General features: G+C 63.0%; 14 protein-coding genes and 2 tRNA genes. 7 read left to right on the top strand and 9 right to left on the bottom strand.

Features of this window, described 5'->3' with window-relative positions; all coding sequences use genetic code 11:
* Nucleotides 1-43: 43 nt before the first annotated feature.
* From AC4D1W_RS04520 to bcp, 5 genes are all read right to left on the bottom strand, one after another.
* Nucleotides 44-1540, bottom strand: coding sequence for a malate:quinone oxidoreductase (locus AC4D1W_RS04520; RefSeq protein ID WP_490897950.1), 1497 nt, complete (start codon nt 1538-1540; stop codon nt 44-46).
* A gap of 128 nt (nt 1541-1668) precedes the next feature.
* A complete protein-coding gene (locus AC4D1W_RS04515) occupies nt 1669-3402 on the bottom strand; it encodes an ABC transporter substrate-binding protein (protein ID WP_490897949.1) in 1734 nt (577 codons plus the stop codon).
* 345 nt (nt 3403-3747) lie between these two features.
* The gene (locus AC4D1W_RS04510; protein WP_490889072.1) at nt 3748-4437 is read right to left on the bottom strand and encodes a fasciclin domain-containing protein; all 690 of its coding nucleotides are present in this window, start codon (nt 4435-4437) and stop codon (nt 3748-3750) included.
* 261 nt (nt 4438-4698) lie between these two features.
* A tRNA-Leu gene (locus AC4D1W_RS04505) sits at nt 4699-4783 on the bottom strand.
* A 97-nt stretch (nt 4784-4880) separates the two neighbouring features.
* A complete protein-coding gene (gene bcp / locus AC4D1W_RS04500; RefSeq protein ID WP_490897948.1) occupies nt 4881-5351 on the bottom strand; it encodes a thioredoxin-dependent thiol peroxidase in 471 nt (156 codons plus the stop codon).
* A 149-nt stretch (nt 5352-5500) separates the two neighbouring features.
* Between bcp and AC4D1W_RS04495 the strand changes: the two genes are divergently transcribed.
* A complete protein-coding gene (locus AC4D1W_RS04495; protein ID WP_490889069.1) occupies nt 5501-5995 on the top strand; it encodes a MarR family winged helix-turn-helix transcriptional regulator in 495 nt (164 codons plus the stop codon).
* Between the two features lie 162 nt (nt 5996-6157).
* Here the strand turns inward: AC4D1W_RS04495 and AC4D1W_RS04490 are convergent.
* Both AC4D1W_RS04490 and AC4D1W_RS04485 read right to left on the bottom strand, forming a co-directional pair.
* Nucleotides 6158-6230, bottom strand: a tRNA-Lys gene (locus tag AC4D1W_RS04490).
* A 90-nt stretch (nt 6231-6320) separates the two neighbouring features.
* The gene (locus AC4D1W_RS04485) at nt 6321-7445 is read right to left on the bottom strand and encodes a PQQ-dependent sugar dehydrogenase (RefSeq protein ID WP_490889067.1); all 1125 of its coding nucleotides are present in this window, start codon (nt 7443-7445) and stop codon (nt 6321-6323) included.
* Nucleotides 7446-7749: 304 nt separating this feature from the next.
* Between AC4D1W_RS04485 and AC4D1W_RS04480 the strand changes: the two genes are divergently transcribed.
* Nucleotides 7750-8718 (top strand): 2-hydroxyacid dehydrogenase, encoded by a 969-nt coding sequence (locus AC4D1W_RS04480; protein ID WP_490897947.1) that lies wholly within the window; start codon nt 7750-7752, stop codon nt 8716-8718.
* Between the two features lie 3 nt (nt 8719-8721).
* Here the strand turns inward: AC4D1W_RS04480 and AC4D1W_RS04475 are convergent, their stop codons facing one another.
* Nucleotides 8722-9198, bottom strand: a complete 477-nt coding sequence (locus AC4D1W_RS04475) for a hypothetical protein (RefSeq protein ID WP_490897946.1) — start codon at nt 9196-9198, stop codon at nt 8722-8724.
* Between the two features lie 234 nt (nt 9199-9432).
* Here AC4D1W_RS04475 and ilvD point away from each other — a divergent pair, with 234 nt between their 5' ends.
* From ilvD to serA, 5 genes are all read left to right on the top strand, one after another.
* Complete coding sequence (gene ilvD / locus AC4D1W_RS04470; protein ID WP_490889061.1) at nt 9433-11148, top strand: dihydroxy-acid dehydratase; 1716 nt, start codon at nt 9433-9435, stop codon at nt 11146-11148.
* Between the two features lie 348 nt (nt 11149-11496).
* On the top strand, nt 11497-13386 hold the full coding sequence (locus AC4D1W_RS04465) for an acetolactate synthase large subunit (protein ID WP_490889059.1): 1890 nt from the start codon (nt 11497-11499) through the stop codon (nt 13384-13386).
* 2 nt (nt 13387-13388) lie between these two features.
* Nucleotides 13389-13901 (top strand): acetolactate synthase small subunit, encoded by a 513-nt coding sequence (gene ilvN / locus AC4D1W_RS04460; protein ID WP_490889057.1) that lies wholly within the window; start codon nt 13389-13391, stop codon nt 13899-13901.
* Between the two features lie 88 nt (nt 13902-13989).
* Nucleotides 13990-15015: a ketol-acid reductoisomerase gene (gene ilvC / locus AC4D1W_RS04455; RefSeq protein WP_490889056.1), complete on the top strand. Its 1026-nt coding sequence runs from the start codon at nt 13990-13992 to the stop codon at nt 15013-15015.
* A gap of 203 nt (nt 15016-15218) precedes the next feature.
* Nucleotides 15219-16808 (top strand): phosphoglycerate dehydrogenase, encoded by a 1590-nt coding sequence (serA, locus tag AC4D1W_RS04450; RefSeq protein WP_490889054.1) that lies wholly within the window; start codon nt 15219-15221, stop codon nt 16806-16808.
* An 85-nt stretch (nt 16809-16893) separates the two neighbouring features.
* On the opposite strand, the gene lepB is transcribed toward serA, so the two are convergent.
* Nucleotides 16894-17400, bottom strand: coding sequence for a signal peptidase I (gene lepB, locus AC4D1W_RS04445; RefSeq protein ID WP_490889052.1), 507 nt, complete (start codon nt 17398-17400; stop codon nt 16894-16896).
* Nucleotides 17401-17402 lie beyond the last annotated feature (2 nt).

Here is a 17402-nt window from a genome sequence, read left to right as displayed (position 1 = left end):
GGTTCTGCCTTCTGCGGGCGACCAGTCCTGGTGGCGCCGCGGTCTACTTGAGCCCCAGCACCCTGTCGGTCATTGACTGGACATCATCGGCGAGAGACTCATTCTCATTGAGCTTCGTGCCGTACCCGGGGATCATTTCCTTCAGTTTGGGCTCCCAGCCAGCAAGCTGTCCGGGGAAGCACCGGCGCATCAGCTCGATCATGATCGGTGCCGCGGTCGATGCTCCTGGGGATGCACCCAGCAGGGCGCCGACAGTGCCGTCAGCCGAGGTGATGATCTCGGTGCCGAACTGCAGGACGCCGCCCTTCCCGGGTGCCTTCTTGATGACCTGTACACGCTGCCCCGCAGTGATCAGTTCCCACCGGTTGCCATCGGCCGACGGTACGAACTCCTTGAGGTACTCGTTCTTCGCCTCCCGCTTCTTGAGCACCTCGCTGATGAGGTACTTGGTGAGCGGAATGTTGTCCTTGCCTACTGCGAGCATGGGCACGAGATTGGACGGTCGAATTGAGGTCGGCAGGTCCAGCAGCGATCCGCGCTTGAGGAACTTGGTGGAGAACCCCGCGTACGGACCGAACAATAATGACCGTTCGCCGTTGACGTAGCGGGTGTCAAGGTGCGGCACGGACATGGGCGGTGCACCGACCGACGCCTGCCCGTACACCTTGGCACTGTGCTGGTTGACGGTATCCGGGTTGGTGCAGCGCAGGAATTGACCGGAGACCGGGAACCCGGCGAATCCTCGCCCTTCAGGGATCCCGCTCTTCTGGAGCAGGTGCAGCGCGCCGCCACCGGCGCCGATAAACACGAAGCGGGTGTTGACCGTGTGCTCCTCGCCGGTTGCACGGTTTCGCACCGTGACATCCCAGCGGTTCTGCGAAGTCTTGGAAAGGTTCGTGACGTCGTGTCCGTAGCGGAGGTCGACGTCGTTCTCACCGAGATAGGCTGTGAGGCCGCGCGTGAGAGCGCCGAAGTCGACGTCGGTTCCACCGGCCACCCGCGATGCTGCCACGTGCTGTGAGGGATTGCGTTCCTTCACGATGAGCGGAGCCCACTCGGCAATGGCGGAGTGGTCCGTTGCGAACTCCATCGACTTGAAGAGCGGCTGCGTGCGGAGAGCCTCATACCGGCGGCGGAGGTACTCCACGTTGCCTTCGCCCCACACAAAGCTCATGTGCGGTACAGCGTTGATGAAGGTGCCCGGATCGCCGAGATGTCCGTTCGAGACCATGTGCGCCCAGAACTGGCGGGAGACCTGGAACTGCTCGTTGATGGCGATGGCCTTGGACGGATCAACCGAGCCGTCCTTGCCGGCCGGCGCGTAGTTGAGCTCGCACAGTGCTGCGTGGCCGGTTCCGGCGTTATTCCAGGGGTCTGAACTTTCCAGTCCGGCCCGGTCGAGCCGCTCGAAAAGAGTGATGCCCCAGTCCGGCTGCAGTTGCTTGAGGAACGCACCGAGGGTGGCACTCATGATTCCGCCGCCAATAAGAACGACGTCAGTGTGGTTCGCGGGCTTTCCCGCCTGGCTCTCAGCAGTCACGATGGGTCTCCAATAGCAAGGGCGCTAGCCCTTGAAGCGTAGCCTCTGGCGGTGGTGTTCCCTAAATTTGAACGCCCTGGCGGCGGCGTGATCCTCGTCCCAGTTGAGCTGCATGCCCAGTTCCCTGTTCAGCTGCCTTTCGAAGGGGTGGGCTGCTCGACATCGGCGAGGTCAATGTTGTTGAACACCTCGTGCATAACCGGGCTCACGGGGTAACTGAGCACCCGCGGGGAGACCACCGCGGCCGAGATGGGGAAGGCGAGCGGAACCGCCGGAACGTCGACGGCGATACTTTCGTTGATGTCCCGGTAAGCGGCTGTGCGTTCATCCCCGTTGGGCAGGGTGACGGCGCGTGCGACCTTGCTGAAGAGCTGGTTGTCGCGGAAGGCGAACTCTTCGCCGTAACTTCCGAAGAGCACCCCGACGAAGTTGTCAGGATCCTGGTAGCTTCCACTCCAGCCGAGCAGGTGGAAGGCCCGGTTGTCATCGTTCTGGACGGTCTCAATGTAGCCCTGTGACCATTCCGTGGGGACGGGCTGAAGGTTGAACCCGGACGCTGTGAGCTGGCGGCTTAGCTCGGCATAGACCTTCTCGGGGGAGGAGAGGTATGGGCGGGAGATGTTGCGGGGGTAATGGAAGGGGAGAGGCTCCCCGTCATACCCGGCCTCATCCAGAAGTTCCCTTGCACGCTCCGGGTTGTACTCGTAGTCGGTGATTTCTTCGTTGGTTACGCCGAGTTTCGGCGGGGTGAATTGCGTTGCCGGGCTTGTGCCGTCCAGGAAGCGGCCCTCGATGAGGGCTGACTTGTCGATGGCGTGGGCAACCGCCTGCCTGAACAGTGCATCGTCGACTCCAGGGAAGTCGTGGTTCATCCCGAGGTAGAGCACGGAATAGGGGTCGCGTTGGAGGATCTGCTGGCCCTGTCTGGCAAGCTCAGCGGCGTTGTCCACGGTCACAAGGTCGTAGCCGTCAATATCTCCACCCAACAGCGCACGAAGGCGTGCATCCGGGCGGGGAATCGTCCGGAATGTCACGGTCTGTATTTCCCCCGGTGAACCCCAGTAATCGTCATAGGCGTTCAGGATCACCCCGTCCTCGGACCACGCCTCGAAGGTGAACGGTCCCGTACCCACCGGGCTGAGTGCGAACTCCGAGAGCTGCCTGCCATCCTTCTCCACAGTCAGCTCATTGGCGTTGAGCTCCTCAAGCGCCTGCGGGGAGGCCATGCCGAAGGCCGGCAGTGCAAGGGCCGGAATGAACGAGGTCAGGCGCCCGGTGAGCCGGATGAGCACCTTATGCTCGCCGAGAGGCTGGCAGGAGTCGAAGACAGACTCCCCGGGTGCGTCCGAAAATGCCTTGAATACCGACTTGAAGGCGATAGATGCAACCGCCGTGCGGGTCTCCGGAGGCATCGTGTACCAGCGCTCGAAGTTGGCGCAGACGGCCGCCGCGTTGAATGGTTGGCCGTCATGAAAGCTCACGTTCTTGCGCAGCTCAAAGGCGTAGGCCCGGCCTTCGTTCCGTTCCTCCCACGATGTGGCCAGAAGCGGAACCGGTTCAGAGGTGAGCGGGTCGATCCCGACAAGGCCTTCGAGTACCTGCCGTGTGACCCGGAACGACTCGGTGTCTGACGCAAGTGCCGGGTCCAGGCCGGTAGGATCCGCGGCGGCGCCGAAGGAAAACGTACCGGTGGTGGTGTCTCCGACCGATGCCGACGGTTCCGTCGAGGTGGCGGGCGCCATCGTCGGCGTAGCTATGGGAGTTCCGGCAGTGCACGCGGTGAGCCCGAGAGCTGTAGCGGCCGCCAGCGCGCGCAGTGGCATCGACAGCCGACGACGGCGGTGCGTGGGGCTCGCTGGCATGGTCTCCTCTGGGCGCGCGTGCAGTGGGCAAGGACTGCGGACGGAATATCCAGTGTAGGTCACGAGGCTGGACGGCGGCTGATCGTGGCACCGGGGAGGTGGGAGCTTCGAGACGATGAAGGCGGGTATCTGCACAGAGGTGCAGATACCCGCCGTATCCCTGAAACAGATTAGAGGATTCGAATCAGGGGTTTTATATCGAGCGATTTCTCGCATGATTGTTTTGCCTTTTACGCGGGCCAAATACGCGCCCTAATAATCTGGCTCTATTGCTGGACTGAATCGCTTAGCCTACTTGGCTGGCTTGATTATTCAGTCCATTGCTCGACGAGATAGTCCGAGGAATTACTCGGCCGGGGGCATCAGGATGGCGTCGATCAGGTACACCGTGGCATTGGCGGTCTGGACGCCGCCGCAGATCACGGCCGCATTCTCTTCGCCGACCGTGATGGAGTCGCCTTCGCCCTCGACCATCAGCTCAGCACCGTTGACGGTGGTGTGGGTTCCGGCCACCTCATCGGGAGCCATCTGGCCCTCAACCACGTGGTAGGTAAGGATGCCGCTGAGGAGGTCTGCATCTGTCTTCAGAGCCTCTACCGTCTCGGCATCAAGTGCCTCGAAGGCTTCATCAACCGGTGCGAAGACCGTGAACTCGCCACCGTTGAGGGTGTCGACAAGATCAACCTCGGGGTTGAGTTCGCCGGAAACAGCCGCAGTCAGCTGGGTAAGCAGCGGGTTGTTCGAGGCAGCAGTGGCCACGGGATCCTCGGCCATGCCGGAAACGGAGCCTGCTCCATCCGGAACCTGTGCTGCATAATCCTCACAAGCGGGACCCACCAGATTTGCGGCGGGATCCATTGCCTCATCCGTCGACTCTTCAGTCATCTCAGCCTCGGAGGACTCCGTCGTCGTCGATTCGGTGGTCCCCGTATCGCCGGTAGCTGCTTCTTCGCCGCCGCCACATGCAGCCAGGCCGAACATGGCGACAGCTGCGACACCGAGTACGGAAAGGTTCCTGCGCTTCAGAAGTTCCATTTCAATTCTCCTTTAAAGATTCCGACCTCACGTCAAACGCGGCGGTCTAATTTCCGGACGAACACACCGTGCAGGTGTCTCACGCTTACTTCGGCTGGGAAATGTCGGTGGATGGGTGAGGATGAAAAGAAATTGTGTGGGAGCTATCCGGGAAGGGTGATCGCGAGGCCGCAGGAGGGCAACCGCCGGGCGTTAAAGCAGTGGACCCCCGGCCCAAGGCCGGGGGTCCACATGTTCGGCGTCTGAGACGACCGCAATCACTGGTGCGCAAGGGGGGACTCGAACCCCCACGTCCGAAGACACTGGAACCTAAATCCAGCGCGTCTGCCAATTTCGCCACTCGCGCATAGGTGCGCTGACTTGCCGAAACCGGCCAACGCACGCTCCATTGTACTCAGTTCAGTCGGCGTTCAGTTCCTGGTTACGAGCCGATCGCGGGTCGGTCAGCTGAGCCCCAGATCGCGGCGCAATTTAGCGACATGTCCGGTGGCCCTCACGTTGTACTGCGCCAATGCAACATGACCCGATCCATCCACTACGACGGAGGAGCGGATGAGACCCTCGTAGGTCTTCCCATAGTTCTTTTTCTCGCCCCAGGCTCCCCAAGCCTCGGCCACTGCGTGGTCAGGGTCAGAGAGCAGCGGAAAGGTAAGCGCCTCGTTTTCGGTGAAGGAGCGGAGCTTGGTCTCTGAGTCAGGGGAGATGCCGACGACCTTGTAGCCCGCTGAGCCCAGCGAGGCGAGGTTGTCCCGGAAATCGCAGGCTTGAGTGGTGCAGCCCGGTGTTGCTGCCGCCGGGTAAAAATAGACGACGACGTTCTCTCCCGCGAAGTCGCCGAGCGAAACGGTGGAGCCGTCCGCCGACTGGAGTGTGAAGTCGGGTGCGCGGTCCCCGGCCTGGAGTCGTTCTGACATACGAGCCTCTCTTTTCGGTCTCAATTGTGCATCAGCCGTGCAACTCGTCCGAGTTATGGCTTCGGCCGTAGCTATCATATGGGGGTGGATTTGTAGGTCCCCAGCGAGGCTGCACGAGGCAGCGTGGGGCGGAAGGAAGTTTTTAGCAGATGCCGGATCTCGAGCAATGGCCGACAGGTCGACTACTGACGACGGCCGCTCGGTTGGTGGAGCATGCGTGGAATGAACGTTTGGTTTCCATCGGCGTCACGCATGCCGGAGTGATCGCACTTGGGGTCCTGGAATCCCAGGGTGCCATGACGCAGGCCAACCTCGCGCAACTTGTTCGTGTACAAGCACAGACTATGGGCAAGACGCTCTCCCGCCTCGAAGTGCGGGGACATATCGTCCGGACACGCAGTGATGTTGACCGTCGAAGCCATGCTGTCTCCATCACGCCGGCCGGACGTCGGGTCCTCAGCGAAGCCCAGGACGTCGAGCGTACGCTCATCCCCGGTGAGGGACTCGTATCGAACGAACTGAGATCACACCTTCAGGGCGTCATTCGCGATCTTGGCGCTCCGCGCTGGAGCTGGGATGTTGCGACGCCGGGTTCCGGTGTGCCGCAGGTGGGCTTGCTGGAGCCTGCGCTGAGTAAGGATTAGCAGGCTCCCGCGACCCGTCGGGGCCAGCAGGAAAACTAGGAGCGGAATAGCTTCATTCGTTCACGGGCAACCGGTGAGTCATCGGTTGCCCTTGAACGAATCTGCCCGAAAAGTATAAAAAATCCTCCCGTCGGTACGCCCGACAGGAGGATTTTTTCTCTGTGCACCCCCCGGGACTCGAACCCGGAACCCATTGATTAAGAGTCAATTGCTCTGCCAGTTGAGCTAGAGGTGCCTGCGAAATCCGGTCCTACCGCGTTCCGCAACAGCACTAAACTGTACCAGCACTCTGACGGAAAATTGAAATCGGGAGGCCGGATGTGAGCTAGTCCACTTCCACCCGCAGGATGCGGGAACCGCCGCCTTCGTTGGTCGCTATCAACAGCTCGCCGTCACCCCCCGTAATCGTGTCCCGCAACCGTCCGTAAGTCCCCTCGAAGTAGCTCACCGGCTCTCCAACGGAGGTACCGGCCAAGGGAACCCGCCACAATCTTTCACCCCGCAGCCCGCCGATGAAGGCGACATCATTGACAATGGCCATGCCGCTCGGCGACGAGGTGGCGGTGGACGGCCACACGACCTTAGCGTCGATGAAGTCGCTATCTCCCGGGGCCCCGGTGACAGCAGGCCACCCATAGTTGCCGCCGGGCACAATGAGATTCAGTTCGTCATCGCGATCCGGGCCGAACTCGCTCGCCCAGAGTCGGCCATCAGAGTCCCAGTCCAGACCCTGCACATTGCGGTGACCCAAAGAATAAACCGCAGAGCCGAACGGATTATCCGGTGCAGGTGCACCGTCGGCGCGCAGCCGAAGGATCTTCCCGCCGAGGCTCGTCTGGTCCTGGGCGTTGTCTGCGTTCGCTGCGTCCCCGGTACCGACGTAGAGATACCCGTCCGGGCCGAATTTGATGCGCCCTCCGTTGTGGATGCTGGCCTTCGGGATCCCGGTCAGGATCTCTTCCATAGTCCCCAGGCCGTCCTGGTCATAGGCCATGGTGACGATCCGGTTGTCGTCCGGGCTCGTGTAGTACAGGTAGAGGCGCGGATCCTCAGTGAAGTCGGGCGGCACCGCAACACCCAACAGTCCACCCTCACCGCCGGCAGCGACTGCGTCTTCCACCACGCCGATGACTTCAACCTCACCGTCGACGATCCGCTTAACCTCCGCGGTATCCCGCTCAGTGACAATGAGGCTTCCGTCCGGCAGCACCGCCATGGCCCAGGGGCTGCCGAGGCCGGTCACCAGTTCGGCTGTGACTGTCGGGTCTGCCTCCGGTTGAACGGACTCCGTGGCGGATGCGCCCGCCGTGGTCTGTGAAGGGTCGGGTTGCTGGATGACCGGGTCGGATCCCGGCCCACCGTTGCACGCAGTGAGACCGGCGAGCATGCCGAATGCTGTGGCAATGACCGCGGCACGTCTGATGGACCACCCGGGGCGGCACACCGTCACTGTTTCCTGCCAGTAGAGGGGATCACGGTCTCAGCCGGCGTTAGCGTCCACTCATTCCGGGCCGCGCTCTGAGCCGGCTCCGGCCGGTTCCGGTACCACAGGACAGCCAGCACCGCGGAGCCGATGAGCAGGGCCCAGAGTACTGGGTCCATCCCACTGTCCCGCTTTCCATCCCGTGCGGCCCGCATGACTAGAACGTTACGACGGCGGAAAACGGCTGTCCATAAGCGCATCCGCTCAGCGGGACACGGGAAGCAGTGGTCACCAGGCCCCGGCGGTCCTTCGCTGTCGATACGCTGGTCGGATGACAGCTCCTTCTATCCGTACCGTCACAGTGCCCGATCACGATCTCCTGGAAGCCCTTCAGCCTGTTCCTGAAGGAATCAACCTTGCCGTGTGGGACTTTCAGACCCCGCCGGTCGGTGCGGACCTGCAGGACATCGACGTTGCGGTCCTGCCGTACATGTCCAGGGGCGATCTCAGCGATCAGCTGCAGGCAGCTCCGGCGCTCAAGCTGGTACAGACCCAGTCCACTGGATACGAGGGCGTGCCGGAAATGGCGGGGGACGGCGTCGCCGTGTGCAGCGCCGCTGGAGTCCATGCGGCGGCCACCGCCGAGATGGCGATCGGCCTGGCCATCGCGTCACTTCGCGGTATTGATGTCGCGGTACGCAATCAGCGCGAGGGTGTGTGGAAGCCGGGGCGCTTCCCTGGCCTCGCCGATCGCAGGGTACTGCTGCTTGGAGTCGGCGGTATCGGAGAAGAAATCGCCAGGCGCCTCGACGCTTTCGAGGTTGAGCTCACGAGGGTCGGAAGCAGTGCACGGTCGGATGAACGCGGACAGGTGCACAGCAGCGACGAGCTCATTGAACTGGCGGCAGATCACGATGTGCTGATCATCATTACTCCGCTGTCGGACTCCACCCGCGGCCTGGTGGGCAGCGAAGTGCTCGCAGCTCTGCCCGACGGCGCCCTCGTGGTCAATGTGGCACGCGGACCCGTGGTGGACTCGGACGCGCTCACGGCGGAGGTCGTCAGCGGACGCCTATGCGCCGCCGTGGACGTCTTCGACCCCGAACCCATCCCTGCCGATCACCCACTCTGGGGTGCGGACAATGCGATTATCACTCCTCACAACGGCGGAAACACCGGCGCGTTCTGGCCGCGGATCGTGCGGCTGCTGCGGAAGCAGCTCGAAGCGCTCGCTGCCGGTCAGGAGCCGGTCAACCTGGTGGTGCCGGGGCCGTGGGGGACCGACCGCACTGAGGGGTAACGCCTACGCCATCGCGATGAAAGCGTGCATGAAGAGTTCGAAGTCGGCGCAGTCGTTCGTCTGTTCGAGCCGAAGTTCCTTGTCCGGCGCAGGTTTGAAGATCACTTCCGGCTGCACTCCGAAGCGGAACGTTCTGCCCGTGCTGGTGCCGACCTCGTAATCGCCGTCCGCCAACTGAATGGCATGGGAGAGGTTGGTCATGTTCAGCTCCACCGGGACGCCGCCGCCGGTGAGGGTCTGGCCGTTGACGGGCGCCACCATAATCTCCGCCGGCTGCCAGCGGTAACCGATCACGTAATACCTCGGTTTATTGATCCGGACCCCATTTGAGTCCCTTCCCTCGCGACGCTCGTTCACGGCGAAGACCAGGTTGTAGTCACCGTAATTCAGGATCTGGGAATCAAAAATCCCCCTCAGTATCGATTTCAGGGCGTCGCTGTCGGGCTCGTTGTATGAGGCGTGCGGCAACTGGGGGGTCATGTCATGAGCCTGGATAGGGGATGTGCCCGCGGGACGGCTGGTCAGGATGCGGCCGCCGTTGGCCGGCCGCACAAGGTCCGCGCCGACCACCCTACCCGATGAAGAGGCCGGCGTTCTTCGGAGCCCTTTGGAAGCTAATTTTGCCGGGGTGCGAGACAGGACGCCTTCCGGGAGTCCTGTAATAGGTGGGTCACACGCACGAGGCGGTGTCGCGGCGGGCCTAGACTTTTACCCATGAGCGTGGATAGCGAAGCCAAAGCAACACCAGATATCAAGCCGAGAAGCCGTGCGGTCACAGACGGCATGGAGCGGGCGCCCGCCCGCGGCATGCTGCGGGCGGTGGGGATGGGCGATGACGACTTCGTCAAGCCCCAGATCGGCGTCGCAAGTTCGTGGAATGAGATCACGCCCTGCAATCTCTCGCTGAACCGGCTGGCCCAGGGGGCCAAGGAAGGCGTACACGCAGGCGGCGGTTTCCCCATGCAGTTCGGAACCATCTCGGTCTCTGACGGCATTTCCATGGGCCATGAAGGAATGCACTTCTCGCTCGTGTCCCGTGAAGTCATTGCGGACTCCGTGGAGACCGTGATGGAGGCCGAGCGCATAGACGGCTCGGTCCTGCTGGCAGGCTGCGACAAGTCCCTGCCGGGCATGCTCATGGCGGCTGCCCGCCTGAACCTCTCAAGCGTTTTCCTGTACGCGGGCTCGATCATGCCCGGCTGGGTGAAGCTGGAAGACGGCACCGAGAAGGAAGTCACGCTTATTGACGCCTTCGAAGCCGTTGGAGCGTGTGCAGCGGGAAAGATGTCCAAGGGGGACCTCGACCGCATCGAGCGCGCCATCTGCCCGGGCGAGGGTGCATGCGGGGGCATGTACACCGCGAACACCATGGCGTGCATCGGCGAGGCGCTCGGTATGTCCCTCCCGGGTTCTGCCGCGCCACCGTCAGCCGACCGGCGTCGGGACGAGTTCGCCCGCAAGTCGGGCGAGGCGGTTGTCAACCTGCTGCGGCTCGGTATCACGGCCCGCGACATCATGACCAAGAAGGCGTTTGAGAACGCCATTGCGGTCACCATGGCCTTCGGCGGATCAACGAACGCGGTCCTGCACCTGCTCGCGATTGCCCGTGAGGCCGACGTCGACCTGACGCTCGATGATTTCAACCGCATCGGTGACCGGGTCCCGCACCTGGGAGACCTGAAGCCGTTCGGCCGTTACGTGATGACCGACGTGGACAAGATCGGCGGCGTGCCCGTCATCATGCGCGCGCTTCTTGACGCCGGGCTCCTGCACGGCGATGTGATGACCGTGACCGGCAAGACCCTGGCCGAGAATCTTGAGTCGATCAATCCGCCGGACCTTGACGGCAAGATCCTGCGCGCGCTGGACAACCCCATCCACAAGACCGGCGGCCTGACCGTCCTGCGGGGATCACTCGCTCCTGAGGGCGCTGTCGTGAAGACAGCCGGCTTCGACGCCGAGGTGTTTGAGGGTACCGCTCGTGTCTTCGAGCGCGAACAGGGAGCCCTCCTGGCGCTCGCCGCCGGCGAAGTGAAGGCGGGCGACGTCGTCGTTATTCGCTATGAGGGGCCCAAGGGCGGTCCCGGGATGCGGGAGATGCTGGCCATCACCGGCGCGATCAAGGGTGCCGGCCTCGGCAAGGACGTGCTCCTGCTGACGGACGGAAGGTTCTCGGGCGGCACCACCGGCCTGTGCATCGGCCACGTCGCACCGGAGGCAGTGGACGGCGGCCCTATCGCGTTCGTCGAGGACGGCGACCGGATCCGGGCTGACATCCCGAACAAGACCTTCGACCTGCTGGTCGAGCCCGAGGAACTGGAGCGCCGGAAGATCGGCTGGGAGCCGCTTCCCGCCCGGTACACCAGGGGAGTGTTGGCGAAGTACGCGAAGCTGGTGCACTCGGCTTCCGAGGGCGCATACTGCGGCTAGTTCCGCTCTCGTTCCGGTAGCAGGACCGAAGGCTACGACGGCGGCCACGCGCGGCTGTCGTAGCCTTCAGTTACAGTCCAGTAACTGGAACGCCTGTCCATATAGTGAGACGCGGGGAGGCGCTGTTGACACTCTTCGCGGGGGAGTGAAAACTACAGGTATGCAGCTCGTATCCGTAGTCCTAGTTACCAAGCGCGTGGCCTAAAGCCCCGACTGGTACTTCTACGTCACGCGCAAACCCCTCGCAGAGCCCACCAGGCTGAGGGGTTTTTTTGTTCCCACCGAACACAACGCGCAGAACATTTGCGCAGCGGTCACGCTGTGCTGGATACAAAAGGAAGTTCAAGGATGTCCAAGGGATCGCCCATTAGCCCAGCGCTGATGGCAGCCAAACAACCCGCCCCGGCGGCGCCCGGCCAGCAGTCGGGTAGGGACGCTGCGACTGCGCACGTCAGCCCCGTCCTCGGACCCAACCGGGTGGTGCCGCCCACCCAGATGACCGGTTCCGAGGCGATTGTCCGCGCTCTCGAGGAACTCGGCGTAGATGACATCTTTGGCCTTCCGGGGGGTGCCATCCTCCCGACGTATGACCCGCTGATGGCTTCCACCAAGCTCAGGCACATCCTCGTTCGTCACGAACAGGGCGCCGGCCACGCTGCGCAGGGCTATGCGATGGTGACGGACCGCCCGGGCGTATGCATTGCAACGTCAGGTCCCGGCGCCACCAACCTGGTCACCGCAATCGCCGACGCACACATGGATTCCGTGCCGATGGTCGCCATCACCGGCCAGGTCTCCAGCGCCGTCATCGGATCCGATGCTTTCCAGGAAGCAGACATCGTCGGCATCACCATGCCGATCACCAAGCATTCCTACCTTGTGACCAAGTCGCAGGACATCCCGCGGGTCCTTGCCGAGGCGTTCCACATTGCGTCCACCGGCCGCCCCGGGCCGGTGCTGGTGGACATCGCCAAGGATGCCCAGGTGGGGTCGATGACCTTCTCCTGGCCGCCGAAAATCGATATCCCCGGGTACCGCACGGTTGTACGGGGTCACTCCAAGCAGGTCCGTGAGGCGGCCCGGCTCATCATGGCGTCCGAACGACCGGTGTTCTACGTGGGCGGCGGTGTGGTCAAGGCACGTGCAGCTGCTGAGCTGCTGGAACTGGCCGAACTCGTCGGCGCACCTGTTGTCACCACCCTGATGGCCCGCGGCGTGTTCCCCGACTCCCACCCGCAGCACGTCGGCATGCCGGGGATGCACGGCTCGGTTTCCGCCGTGACCGCTCTGCAGCAGTCGGACCTGCTGATCACGCTGGGCGCCCGCTTCGACGACCGCGTGACCGGTGTACTGTCGAGCTTCGCGCCCGGCGCCAAGGTCATCCACGCAGACATCGACCCGGCGGAAATCTCGAAGAACCGCACCGCGGACGTACCGATCGTCGGTTCGGTAAAGGAAATCATTCCGGAATTCACCGCTGCCCTGCGTGAGCAGTTCACCGCCTCCGGTGCTCCTGACTACAGCGCCTGGTGGACCGTGCTGAACCGCCTCCGCCAGAGCTACCCCATCGGGTTCACCCAGCCCGACGACGGACTTTCCGCCCCGCAACACGTCATCCAGCGCATTGGTGAGCTCACCGGCCCTGAAGGCATCTACGCGGCGGGCGTCGGTCAGCACCAGATGTGGGCAGCACAGTTCATCAAGTACGAGCGTCCGCACGCCTGGCTCAACTCGGGCGGCCTGGGCACCATGGGATACGCGGTGCCCGCAGCCATGGGCGCCAAGATCGGAGACCCGGACCGGGTGGTGTGGGCGATCGACGGCGACGGCTGCTTCCAGATGACCAACCAGGAGCTTGCCACCTGTGTCATCAACAACATCCCCATCAAGGTGGCGGTGATCAATAATTCGTCCCTGGGCATGGTGCGTCAGTGGCAGACCCTGTTCTACGAGGGCCGTTACTCCAACACCGATCTGAACACCGGGCACAACACGGTTCGCGTCCCCGACTTCGTGAAGCTGGCCGACGCCTATGGCTGCGCCGGACTGCGTTGCGAGCGGGACGAGGACATCGATGCCACCATCCAGCAGGCGCTCGAGATCAACGACCGTCCCGTCGTCGTCGACTTCGTCGTCAGCCGGGACTCGATGGTCTGGCCCATGGTGCCCGCCGGCGTCAGCAACGACCTTATCCAGATTGCCCGCAACTTGACCCCGGACTGGGAGCAGGAGGACTAACCATGGCCCGTCATACCCTATCCGTTCTGGTCGAGGACGTCCCGGGCGTTCTGACACGCGTTGCCAGCCTGTTCGCACGGCGCGCCTTCAACATCAACTCGCTCGCTGTCGGCCCCACTGAAGTGACCGGAATGTCCCGGATCACGGTTGTGGTCGAAGCAGAGGGTGACCTGCTCGAGCAGGTCACCAAACAACTGAACAAGCTCATCAACGTCATCAAGATCGTCGAGCTTGTTCCCGAATCTTCCGTGCAGCGCGACCACATCCTGGTCAAGGTCCGTGCGGATGCCGCAACACGGCTGCAGGTAACCCAGGCAGCAGATTTGTTCCGTGCTTCAGTGGTTGACGTGTCCACAGACTCGCTGATCATCGAAGCCACCGGCACCGCCGAAAAGCTCACAGCCCTCTTGTCAGTGCTCGAGCCGTTCGGCATCCGCGAAATAGTGCAGTCCGGGACGCTGGCGATCAGCCGCGGCGCCAAGTCAATGAGTGACAGGGCGCTGCGAAGCGCATAGCCGGTAGCGCACAAACAGCATCAAGTACCCGAAACCACGCTTGTCCACGATAGGTGGGCAGCAGAATCACATCACAGGAGAAATACAAGTGACCGAGTTGTTCTACGACGACGATGCAGACCTTTCGATCATCCAGGGCCGCACCGTGGCTGTTATCGGGTACGGCAGCCAGGGCCATGCTCACGCGCTGAGCCTGCGGGACTCCGGAGTCGACGTCCGCGTCGGCCTCAAGGAGGGCTCGAAGTCCCGTGCCAAGGCCGAAGCCGAGGGCCTCCGCGTCCTGAACGTTGCCGACGCCGTCGCCGAGGCTGACCTCATCATGGTGCTGACCCCGGACCAGGTCCAGCGCCATGTCTACGCCGAGGACATCGCCCCCAACCTGCAGCCCGGGGACGCACTGTTCTTCGGCCACGGCTTCAACATCCGCTACGGCTACATCCAGCCGCCGGCGGATGTCGACGTTGCCCTCGTGGCTCCCAAGGGCCCCGGCCACATCGTCCGCCGCGAGTTTGAAGCAGGCCGCGGCGTTCCCGACCTGATTGCCGTGGAGCAGAACCCATCCGGCAAGGCACGTGAGCTGGCCTTGTCCTACGCGAAGGCCATCGGCGGCACCCGCGCGGGCGTCATCGAGACCACCTTCACCGAAGAGACCGAGACCGACCTCTTCGGTGAGCAGGTAGTGCTCTGCGGCGGTGCGTCCCAGCTCATCCAGTACGGTTTCGAGACCCTCACCGAGGCCGGTTACAAGCCGGAGGTTGCCTACTTCGAGGTGCTGCACGAGCTCAAGCTCATTGTCGACCTGATGGTTGAAGGCGGCATCGCCAAGCAGCGCTGGAGCGTCTCCGACACGGCCGAGTACGGCGACTACGTCTCCGGCCCGCGGGTCATCACCCCTGAGGTGAAGGAGAACATGAAGGCCGTCCTCGCGGACATCCAGAACGGTGCCTTCGCCAAGCGCTTCATCGACGACCAGGATGCCGGTGCTCCCGAATTCGCCAAGCTGCGCAAGCAGGGTGAGGATCACCCGATCGAAGCAACGGGACGCGAGCTTCGCAAGCTGTTCTCGTGGATCAAGACCAACGACGACTACACCGAAGGTTCAGTCGCCCGCTAGCCGTTGGCGCTGATTATCTTCATAGGGCGGCCGGACCGGCGGAGTGTTCCGCCGGTCCGGCCGCGCCTATGTGTGGCGCTTCTCTCATCTGCCCCGAATCGGGGTAACAAAGTGGGTGGTCCAGCGCAGCAAACTACACTTAACGCAACTCCTGAACGACATACTTCGAACTTTTCTGCCCAACGCACTGCGAAGGATCTCCCGTGGAAAAACCAGTAGTTCTCCTTGCTGAAGAACTCTCGCCGGCAACCGTGGACGCGCTCGGACCGGACTTCGAAATCCGTCAGACCGACGGCGCCGACCGGTCCAAGCTGCTAGCAGCTATCGCTGACGTGGACGCTATTCTCGTGCGTTCCGCAACCCAGGTGGATGCCGAGGCGATCGCTGCGGCGTCCAAACTCAAGGTAATCGCCCGCGCAGGCGTGGGGCTGGACAATGTTGATATCAAGGCCGCCACGCAGGCCGGTGTGATGGTGGTCAACGCACCGACCTCGAACATCATCTCTGCTGCCGAACTCACCGTCGGTCATATCCTCAGCCTTGCCCGCCACATCCCGCAGGCCAGCGGCGCGCTGAAGGGCGGCGAGTGGAAGCGCTCCAAGTACTCGGGCACGGAGCTCTACGAGAAGAAGATCGGCATCATCGGCCTCGGCCGTATCGGCGCGCTGGTCGCGGCGCGGTTGCAGGGTTTCGGCACCGAAATCCTCGCCTATGACCCGTACGTCACTTCCGCCCGCGCTGCGCAGCTGGGTGTGCAGCTTGTAACACTGGACGAGCTCCTGGCCGAGTCGGACTTCGTCACCATCCACATGCCAAAGACGCCGGAGACCGTGGGCATGCTCGGGGCCTCCGCCTTCCAAAAGATGAAGAGCAGCGCCTACGTGGTCAACGTGGCCCGTGGTGGGCTCGTCGATGAAGAGGCGCTCTACAGTGCCCTGAAGGAGGGGCAGATCGCCGGCGCGGGTGTTGACGTCTTCGTCAAGGAGCCCAGCACTGACCTGCCGTTCTTCGAGATGGACAACATTGTGGTCACACCCCACCTCGGCGCGTCTACGGCCGAGGCCCAGGAGAAAGCAGGCATTTCCGTCGCCAAGTCGGTTCGCCTTGCCCTGGCTGGTGAGCTCGTGCCCGACGCCGTCAATGTTGCGGGCGGCGTCATTGCGCCGGACGTGCGTCCCGGCATCCCGCTAATGGAAAAGCTTGGGCGTATTTTCACCGCCCTGACCCACGACTCGCTCACGCAGATCGAGGTCGAGGTAGCGGGCGAGATTGCATCACTCGACGTGAAGGCGCTGGAACTGGCCGCACTGAAGGGCGTTTTCACCGACGTCGTCTCCGAACAGGTCTCCTACGTCAACGCACCGGTTCTCGCCGAGCAGCGGGGTATCAACACCCGATTAGTCACAACCGACCACTCGGAGGAGTACCGAAACGTACTGACAATTCGCGGCGCGTTGTCCGATGGTTCCCAGATTTCGGTGGCCGGTACCCTGACAGGACCGAAGCAAATCCAGAAACTCGTGGGCGTCAACGGCTATGACCTGGAAATTCCCATCAGCGAGCACCTGCTGGTGATCCTGTACCAGGATCGGCCCGGAGTGATCGGTACCCTCGGCCAGGTGCTGGGGGAGCGCGGCATCAACATCGCCGGTATGCAGGTTGCCCGCAGCAAGGAGGGGGGCCAGGCGCTCTCCCTGCTCACCGTGGACAGCTCTGTGCCCCAGGACGTTCTGGAGAGCCTGAAGGAAGCCATCGGCGCTTCGGTTGCCCGTGAGGTGGACCTGCAGGACTAGTTGGTCCGCAACCATGAGTCGGCGGCGTCTGCGCGTTCTTCGCGCGGACGCCCCCGTCGTTTAAGCCACGGTTCGTCCCGTGGGTTCAGGACACGTCCGGCCAGACGACGGTTGCCTCGACGCCGTCCACAGGCAGTGGACCGAATTCGCGGGAATCCACAGACTCTGCACGGTTATCGCCCATGACGAAGACGTGGCCGTCCGGCACGGTGACAGGCCCGAAGTACGTACCGTCGATACGCGAATGGTCAACGAACGGTTCCGGCACCGCGGTGCCGTCAATGTAGAGCCGTGCGTCCTTGATGGCGACTGTCTGCCCACCTACGGCCACAACCCGTTTGAGGACTGTTCCCGTTTCGACGGGATTCTGGAATGAGACTAAAGAACCTTCCGTGACTTCGCCGTGCCGGTAGAGCAGTACGACGCTCCCCTCGGCGATGGTCGGTTCCATGCTTGAGGACGAAACCCAGAGCGGCTCCATAACCCAGAGCCGCAGCGTGAGCACGAATGCCGCTGCGGTGAGCGTCACCAGCAGGCGATGCACTGCGGAGCCGGAGGAACTGCGTGTGGTGATCACCACGTGGTTACCCATGA

This window comes from Arthrobacter sp. TJ-170, from assembly GCF_058269305.1.
Note: the sequence above shows the minus strand (reverse complement) of the source record. Positions and strands in the feature narration are given on the sequence as shown.

What these genes read in the sequence shown, in the direction of transcription:
- AC4D1W_RS04515 (WP_490897949.1), bottom strand. Translation starts at nt 3,402, where the DNA reads ATGCCAGCGAGCCCCACGCACCGCCGTCGTCGGCTGTCGATGCCACTG.
- AC4D1W_RS04510 (WP_490889072.1), bottom strand. Translation starts at nt 4,437, where the DNA reads ATGGAACTTCTGAAGCGCAGGAACCTTTCCGTACTCGGTGTCGCAGCT.
- bcp (WP_490897948.1), bottom strand. Translation starts at nt 5,351, where the DNA reads ATGTCAGAACGACTCCAGGCCGGGGACCGCGCACCCGACTTCACACTC.
- AC4D1W_RS04495 (WP_490889069.1), top strand. Translation starts at nt 5,501, where the DNA reads ATGCCGGATCTCGAGCAATGGCCGACAGGTCGACTACTGACGACGGCC.
- AC4D1W_RS04480 (WP_490897947.1), top strand. Translation starts at nt 7,750, where the DNA reads ATGACAGCTCCTTCTATCCGTACCGTCACAGTGCCCGATCACGATCTC.
- AC4D1W_RS04475 (WP_490897946.1), bottom strand. Translation starts at nt 9,198, where the DNA reads ATGACCCCCCAGTTGCCGCACGCCTCATACAACGAGCCCGACAGCGAC.
- ilvD (WP_490889061.1), top strand. Translation starts at nt 9,433, where the DNA reads ATGAGCGTGGATAGCGAAGCCAAAGCAACACCAGATATCAAGCCGAGA.
- AC4D1W_RS04465 (WP_490889059.1), top strand. Translation starts at nt 11,497, where the DNA reads ATGTCCAAGGGATCGCCCATTAGCCCAGCGCTGATGGCAGCCAAACAA.
- ilvN (WP_490889057.1), top strand. Translation starts at nt 13,389, where the DNA reads ATGGCCCGTCATACCCTATCCGTTCTGGTCGAGGACGTCCCGGGCGTT.
- lepB (WP_490889052.1), bottom strand. Translation starts at nt 17,400, where the DNA reads ATGGGTAACCACGTGGTGATCACCACACGCAGTTCCTCCGGCTCCGCA.